Consider the following 7161-nt stretch of genomic DNA (forward strand, 5'->3'; position numbering starts at 1 on the left):
CACCCCCGCCCCGTGGCCGTCCGCCCCTCGGTCGTTCGCCCCTCGGTCGTTCGCCCCTCGGTCGTCCGCACGTCCGCCGACCGCCCCGCAGCCGTCCGCCCGCGTCCCGCACAGGAGACCGACCGCCGCGTCCCGGACGCCTGCGGCCGTCCGGCCGAGTGCTGACGGGCCCCGCCCCGGCCGGGCCGTTCACGCCCCCGCGGTTGTCCACAGGGCTGGGGACGGCCGGGGACCGCCCCACACGTCTCACGTAGCATGACGAAGGAATCGTCCGGTACCCGCCGCGGACTGGAACGGAAGGCCATCGCCGCGTGAACGCACATCCCCATCCGGAGCACCCGAGCCCCCAGGACCGGCCCGCACGGCTCACCGTCGGCGTCGTCGGCACGGGCCGCGTCGGCCCGGCGCTCGCCGCCGCGCTCAGGCTCGCCGGGCACCGCCCGGTCGCCGCCTCCGGAGTCTCCGACGCCTCGGTGCGCCGGGCCGCCGCCCTGCTCCCCGAGGTCCCGCTCGTCACCCCCGCCGAGGTGCTCGCCCGCGCCGAGCTGGTCCTGCTCACCGTGCCCGACGACGCCCTGCCGGGCCTGGTCGCCGGGCTCGCCGAGACCGGCGCCGTCCGCCCCGGCCAGCTCATCGTGCACACCTCGGGCCGGCACGGCACCGCCGTGCTCGACCCCGCCCGCCGCGCCGGGGCCCTCCCGCTCGCCCTGCACCCCGCCATGACCTTCACCGGCACCCCGGTCGACGTCGACCGCCTGGCCGGCTGCTCCTTCGGCGTCACCGCCCCCGAGGAGCTGCGGCTCGCCGCGGAAGCCCTGGTCATCGAGATGGGCGGCGAGCCCGAGTGGATAGCGGAAGAGGCCCGCCCGCTCTACCACGCGGCCCTCGCCCTCGGCGCGAACCACCTGGTCACCCTGGTCGCCCAGGCCATGGACCTGCTGCGGACCGCCGGCGTCGCCGCGCCCGACCGCATGCTCGGCCCCCTCCTCGGCGCCGCCCTGGACAACGTGCTGCGCAGCGGCGACGCCGCCCTGACCGGCCCGGTGGCCCGCGGCGACGCCGGCACGGTCGCCGCGCACGTCGCCGAGCTGCGCGCCCACGCCCCCCAGGCCGTCCCCGGATACCTGGCGATGGCCCGTACGACCGCCGACCGCGCCCTCGCAGCCGGCCTGCTCAAGCCCGAACTGGCAGAGGACCTGCTCGGCGTCCTCGCGGACGGAGGCACCGCATGACCATCCAGCTCACCCGCGACGCCGAGGAGCTGAGGGCCCTCCCGCGCGCGGGCCGCCGCGCCGTCGTGATGACGATGGGCGCCCTGCACGAGGGCCACGCCACCCTCGTCCGCGAAGCGCGCCGGCTGGCCGGGCCGGACGGCCAGGTCGTCGTCACCGTCTTCGTCAACCCGCTGCAGTTCGGCGCGGGTGAGGATCTCGACCGCTATCCGCGCACCCTCGACGCCGACGTGGTCATCGCCGGTCAGGCGGGCGCCGACGCCGTCTTCGCCCCCTCCGTGGACGAGGTCTACCCCGGCGGGGAGCCCCAGGTCCGCGTCACCGCCGGCCCCATGGGCGAGCGCCTGGAAGGCGCCTCCCGTCCCGGGCACTTCGACGGCGTGCTCACCGTCGTCGCCAAGCTCCTGCACCTGACCGCGCCGGACGTCGCGCTGTTCGGCCAGAAAGACGCCCAGCAGCTCGCCCTGATCCGCCGCATGGTGCGCGACCTGAACTTCCCCGTGGAGGTCGTCGGCGTGCCCACGGTCCGCGAGGCCGACCACCTCGCGCTGTCCAGCCGCAACCGCTATCTGTCCGAGGCCGACCGGGCCACGGCGCTGGAGCTCTCCCGGGCCCTGCTCGCCGGTTCCGCGGCCGTGGACGGCGGCGCGGCCGCCGTCCGCGCCGCCGCCCGCGGCATCCTGGAAGCGGCGGCGAAGCTGGAGCCCCCGGTCCTCCTGGACTACCTGGCCCTGGTCGACCCCTCCGACTTCACCGAGGTCCCCGACGACTACGCCGGGGAGGCCGTCCTGGCCGTCGCCGCCAAGGTCGGCACCACCCGCCTGATCGACAACGTCCCCCTGCAGCTCGGAGCCGAGCGATGACCGGCATACGCCTCCACGCACCCAAGCCCGGCTGGTCCGTCGACGCCGACGTGGTCGTCGTGGGATCCGGCGTCGCCGGGCTCACCGTCGCCCTGCGCTGCGCCGCCGCCGGCGCGAAGGTCACCGTCGTCACCAAGGCCCTCCTGGACGACGGCTCCACCCGCTGGGCCCAGGGCGGCATAGCGGCCGCCCTCGGCGAGGGCGACACCCCCGGCCAGCACCTGGACGACACCCTCGTCGCCGGCGCGGGCCTGTGCGACGAGGAGGCCGTGCGCACCCTGGTCACCGAGGGGCCCGACGCGGTCCGCCGGCTCATCGCCACGGGCGCGCAGTTCGACACCGACGCCGACACCGGCGCCATCCTCCTCACCCGCGAGGGCGGCCACCACCGGCGCCGCATCGCCCACGCGGGCGGCGACGCCACCGGCGCGGAGATCTCCCGCGCCCTGGTCGAGGCCGTGCGGGCCGCGGGCATCGAGACCATCGAGCACGCCCTGGTCCTCGACCTCCTCAAGGACGCCGCCGGCCGCGCCGCGGGCGTCACCCTGCACGTCATGGGCGAGGGCGAGCGCGACGGCGTGGGCGCCGTACGGGCCCGGGCCGTCGTCCTGGCCACCGGCGGCATGGGCCAGGTCTTCTCCGCCACCACGAACCCCGCCGTCTCCACCGGCGACGGCGTCGCCCTCGCCCTGCGCGCCGGGGCCGAGGTCTCCGACCTGGAGTTCGTCCAGTTCCACCCCACCGTGCTGTGGCTCGGCCCCGACGCCGAGGGCCAGCAGCCGCTGGTGTCGGAGGCCGTGCGCGGCGAAGGCGCCCACCTCGTCGACGCGGACGGCCACCGCTTCATGGTCGGCGCGCACGAGCTCGCGGAGCTGGCCCCGCGCGACATCGTCGCCAAGGGCATCATGCGCCGCATGCAGGAGCGCGGCGCCGAGCACATGTACCTCGACGCCCGTCACTTCGGCGCCGAGATGTGGGAGCACCGCTTCCCCACGATCCTCGCCGCCTGCCGGGCGCACGGCATCGACCCGGTCACCGAGCCGATCCCGGTCGCGCCCGCCGCGCACTACGCCTCCGGCGGCGTCCGCACGGACCTGCTGGGCCGCTCCACCGTCCCCGGGCTCTACGCGTGCGGCGAGGTCGCCTGCACGGGCGTGCACGGCGCGAACCGTCTCGCGTCGAACTCCCTGCTGGAGGGCCTGGTCTTCGCGGAGCGCATCGCCGCCGACGTGACCGCGGGCCTCGGCGAGGCGGGCGCGGCACCGGGGGAGGCCCTCCCGCCGGAGGCCGCCGGCACCGGCACGGTGCTCGCCGGCCCGAAGGCCCGCCCGGAGATCCAGCGCATCATGACGGAGGGCGCCGGCGTCCTGCGCTCCCTGGAGAGCCTGCAGCGGGCGGCCGCGGAGCTGGCGCGCATCGACGAGGACGCCGCCACCGCCGCGGAGGCGCCCGGTACGGAGAGCTGGGAGGCCACCAACCTCCTGCTCGTGGCCCGCGTCCTCGTCGCCGCCGCCCTCCGCCGCGAGGAGACCCGCGGCTGCCACTGGCGCGAGGACCGCCCCGACCGCGACGACACCTCCTGGCGCCGGCATCTTTTGGTGACCCTGCGCCCGGACCGTACGCTCGCGGTCTCCACCACCGGGACGGCGGCCTTCCCGCCCGTCACGCCCCACCCGCCCACGACCGGCGCCGAACCGAGGAGCACCACGTGACCACCCCGAACGAACTCCCCCTGCACCAGATCGGCCAGGACATCCAGGTGAACCTCGAGACGGCCACCGGCGGCTGCGGTGACGGCTGCGGCTGCGGTGAGACGTTCGCGGAGGACGCGCTGGAGTGCGGCCTCGACCCCGACCTCGCGCGCCTGCTCGCCGAGGCCGGCCTCGACCCCCTGCAGGTCGAGGACATCGCCCACCTCGCCATCGAGGAGGACCTCGACGGCGGCCAGGACGTCACCACGGTGGCGACCATCCCCGCCGACGCCGTCGCCACCGGCGACTTCACCGCCCGCCAGGACGGCACGGTCTCCGGCCTGCACATCGCCGAGGCGGTCCTCTCGGTCGTCTGCACCGAGGAGTTCGAGGTCGAGCGGCACGTCGAGGACGGCGACCGGGTCACCGCCGGCCAGAAGCTGCTCACCGTCCGCACCCGCACCCGCGACCTGCTCACCGCCGAGCGCAGCGCGCTCAACCTCCTGTGCCGCCTGTCCGGCATCGCCACCGCCACCCGCGAGTGGGCGGACCTGCTGGACGGCACCAAGGCCGCCGTCCGCGACACCCGCAAGACCACGGTCGGCCTGCGCGCCCTGGAGAAGTACGCGGTGCGCTGCGGCGGCGGCGTCAACCACCGCATGTCCCTGTCGGACGCGGCGCTCATCAAGGACAACCACGTGGTCGCGGCCGGTGGCGTGGCCGAGGCCTTCCGGGCCGTGCGCGACGCCTTCCCGGGCCTGCCGGTCGAGGTCGAGGTCGACCGGATCGACCAGATCCCGCCCGTCCTCGCCGAGGGCGCGAACCTGATCCTGCTGGACAACTTCACCCCGGAGCAGACCCGCGAGGCCGTCGAACTCGTCGCGGGCCGCGCCCTGCTGGAGTCCTCCGGCCGGCTCACGCTCGTCAACGCCCACGCCTACGCCGAGACCGGCGTGGACTACCTGGCGGTCGGCTCGCTGATCCACTCCTCCCCGATCCTCGACATCGGCCTCGACCTGCGCGAGGGCGACGAGGGCGACGGCGACGACACGCAGGGGGAAGCCGCCTGATGCTGCTCACCATCGATGTCGGCAACACCCATACGGTCCTCGGCCTGTTCGACGGCGAGGAGATCGTCGAGCACTGGCGGGTGTCGACCGACCCCCGCCGCACGGCCGACGAACTGGCGGTCCTGCTCCAGGGCCTGATGGGCATGCACCCGCTGCTGGGCGAGGAGCTGGGGGACGGCATCGACGGCATCGCCATCTGCTCCACGGTCCCCGCCGTCCTGCACGAGCTGCGCGAGGTCACCCGCCGCTACTACGGCGACGTGCCCGCGGTGCTGGTCGAGCCGGGCGTGAAGACCGGCGTGCCGATCCTGATGGACAACCCCAAGGAGGTCGGCGCCGACCGGATCGTCAACGCCGTCGCGGCCGTCGAGCTCTACGGCGGCCCGTGCATCGTCGTCGACTTCGGCACGGCCACGACCTTCGACGCGGTCAGCGCCCGCGGCGAGTACACGGGCGGTGTGATCGCCCCGGGCATCGAGATCTCGGTGGAGGCGCTGGGCGTCAAGGGCGCGCAGCTGCGCAAGATCGAGCTGGCGCGGCCGCGGGGCGTCATCGGGAAGAACACGGTCGAGGCGATGCAGTCCGGCATCCTCTACGGCTTCGCCGGGCAGGTGGACGGCGTCGTCGAGCGGATGGCCCGCGAGCTCGCCGACGATCCGGACGACGTCACCGTCATCGCCACGGGCGGGCTGTCGCCCCTGGTGCTCGGTGAGGCGTCCGTCATCGACGAGCACGAGCCGTGGCTCACGCTGATCGGCCTGCGGCTGGTCTACGAGCGGAACGTCTCCCGCGCGTAGCACGCAACCAACTGTGCGTTTCAACTGTCCTGTCAGCTGCGGAACCTGATTCCGTATCCGACGGGCATGGAGCGTATGGGAATGAAGCGGACAATGCGGTGGGCGGTGGTCCCTGCCGCGACGCTGGCGGCCGGGCTGGGGCTGTGGGCCGGCCCGGCGCAGGCCGGACCGGCGCTCCGTGCCGACTACCAGGCCATCGCCCACCCGGTCGTCGGGCAGGTCGGCCAGACCGTCGCGGTCGAGCTGGGGGTCAGGAACGGCGGCCCCGTCCCGGCCGGCGGGCGGCCCGGGCACGGCGCCGGTACGTACGAGGTGACGCCGCCGCCCGGCACGACGATCGTCGGGGCACCGCACGGCGGTCTCCGGCAGCCCTGCGTGGCGAAGGCGGTCCCGCCCACGGAGTCCGGTTCGTACGTCTGCTCCATCGGGGAGGACTTCTCCGCCGGAGAGCAGGAGACGCTCAGCTTCCGGGTCCGCATCGACGAGAAGGTGGCCGGCGCCGAGGGCCGGGTCCGGATCCTCGACCGCGACGGCGAGCCGTCCGACGACCCCGACCCCGGCAACGACTCCGCGCCGATCCGCGTCGAGGTCGTGGACCGGGTGCCCGAGCCGCGCGCCGAACCGGCCACCAACAGCACCCTGCTGCTCGCCGCCACCTCCGGCACCGCCGTCTCGGCCGGCGCCATCGCGCTCGGCGTTCCGCGCCGCCGGCAGCGCTGACCGCGCGGACGGTCCGTAGGTGCGTCGGCCGGGGCCCCCGTCGTGCCGCCGGTCGCGTCACCGGCCGTGCCACGCCGTAAATATCCAGCTAGGCGAAAATTGTCCGTTTAGCACTTAAAGTCGGCGCATGCCCACGCCCTATGGATCACGCGGCGGCATGGCGTTCAGCGCGGACGAACTGCGCGTGCTGCGCCGAGCCCTCGCCATCGCCCTCCATCCCCACGCCGTCGCCGGGCGCCCCGGCCCCGAGCGCGCCGCCGAGGCGCGCGCGTGCCACCGGCTCGCCACGGCCGTGGACGAGGCCGTCCTGGAGAGCGGGAGGCTGCGCGCCTTCCTCCTCGCCGACCTCGCCCGCTACCGAGCCGCCCTCCCCGGCGCCGCCTCCGGCTACGCCGAGCGCCTCCAGGAGGCCCTCGCCACGGGCTACCGGCCGCGCGCCGAGGACTTCGACGCCCTCCGCGCGCTGTGCTCGACCCGCTCGGCGGGCCCCGCCGCGGCCGGCTACCGGGCGCTGCTGCGCCGCTGCGAGCTCGTCGCGGGCCCCGCCGGCCGCGCCGCGGCGGCCGACCGGGTGGCCTGCGCGGTGCCCTCCGCGCGCATCAGGCTGCGCCGCACTCCGCTGCTGGCGCTGCCCGGCGGGCTGCCGCCCACGGCCGACGCCCCGGCGGCCCCCGGACGGAAGCCGGCCCGCAAGCCGGAGGAGAAGCCCCCGGGGAAGCCCGGCACGGATCCCGCCAAGCAGCCGTCCGGGCCGCGCCCGGACCGGCCCATCCCCACCCCCGGCGAGG

At 75.7% G+C, this 7161-nt stretch carries 7 protein-coding genes; all 7 read left to right on the forward strand.

Features of this window, described 5'->3' with window-relative positions:
* Positions 1-311: 311 nt before the first annotated feature.
* Positions 312-1232 carry a Rossmann-like and DUF2520 domain-containing protein gene (locus ACSNOG_RS31045; RefSeq protein WP_436756038.1) on the forward strand — a complete coding sequence of 307 codons (921 nt, stop codon included), beginning with the start codon at positions 312-314 and terminating at the stop codon, positions 1230-1232.
* Complete coding sequence (gene panC, locus ACSNOG_RS31050) at positions 1229-2095, forward strand: pantoate--beta-alanine ligase (RefSeq protein WP_436756039.1); 867 nt, start codon at positions 1229-1231, stop codon at positions 2093-2095. The genes ACSNOG_RS31045 and panC overlap by 4 nt, the downstream gene beginning before the upstream one ends.
* A complete protein-coding gene (locus tag ACSNOG_RS31055) occupies positions 2092-3807 on the forward strand; it encodes an L-aspartate oxidase (protein WP_436756040.1) in 1716 nt (571 codons plus the stop codon). The genes panC and ACSNOG_RS31055 overlap by 4 nt, the downstream gene beginning before the upstream one ends.
* A complete protein-coding gene (gene nadC, locus ACSNOG_RS31060) occupies positions 3804-4856 on the forward strand; it encodes a carboxylating nicotinate-nucleotide diphosphorylase (protein WP_436756041.1) in 1053 nt (350 codons plus the stop codon). Before ACSNOG_RS31055 ends, nadC begins: the two co-directional genes overlap by 4 nt.
* Entirely contained in the window at positions 4856-5653 is a 798-nt protein-coding gene (locus tag ACSNOG_RS31065; protein ID WP_436756042.1) for a type III pantothenate kinase, read from the forward strand. The genes nadC and ACSNOG_RS31065 overlap by 1 nt, the downstream gene beginning before the upstream one ends.
* An 81-nt stretch (positions 5654-5734) precedes the next feature.
* Complete coding sequence (locus tag ACSNOG_RS31070; protein WP_436756043.1) at positions 5735-6373, forward strand: hypothetical protein; 639 nt, start codon at positions 5735-5737, stop codon at positions 6371-6373.
* A 127-nt stretch (positions 6374-6500) separates the two neighbouring features.
* Positions 6501-7161 (forward strand): hypothetical protein (locus ACSNOG_RS31075; protein WP_436756044.1); only part of this gene is annotated, 661 nt, incomplete at its 3' end.

Source organism: Streptomyces sp. URMC 124, from assembly GCF_051386455.1.
Taxonomy (GTDB): domain Bacteria; phylum Actinomycetota; class Actinomycetes; order Streptomycetales; family Streptomycetaceae; genus Streptomyces.

Excerpts from the sequence above, each read along its gene's own strand:
- panC (WP_436756039.1), top strand. The coding sequence starts at position 1,229 with ATGACCATCCAGCTCACCCGCGACGCCGAGGAGCTGAGGGCCCTCCCG.
- ACSNOG_RS31055 (WP_436756040.1), top strand. The coding sequence starts at position 2,092 with ATGACCGGCATACGCCTCCACGCACCCAAGCCCGGCTGGTCCGTCGAC.
- ACSNOG_RS31070 (WP_436756043.1), top strand. The coding sequence starts at position 5,735 with ATGAAGCGGACAATGCGGTGGGCGGTGGTCCCTGCCGCGACGCTGGCG.
- ACSNOG_RS31065 (WP_436756042.1), top strand. The coding sequence starts at position 4,856 with ATGCTGCTCACCATCGATGTCGGCAACACCCATACGGTCCTCGGCCTG.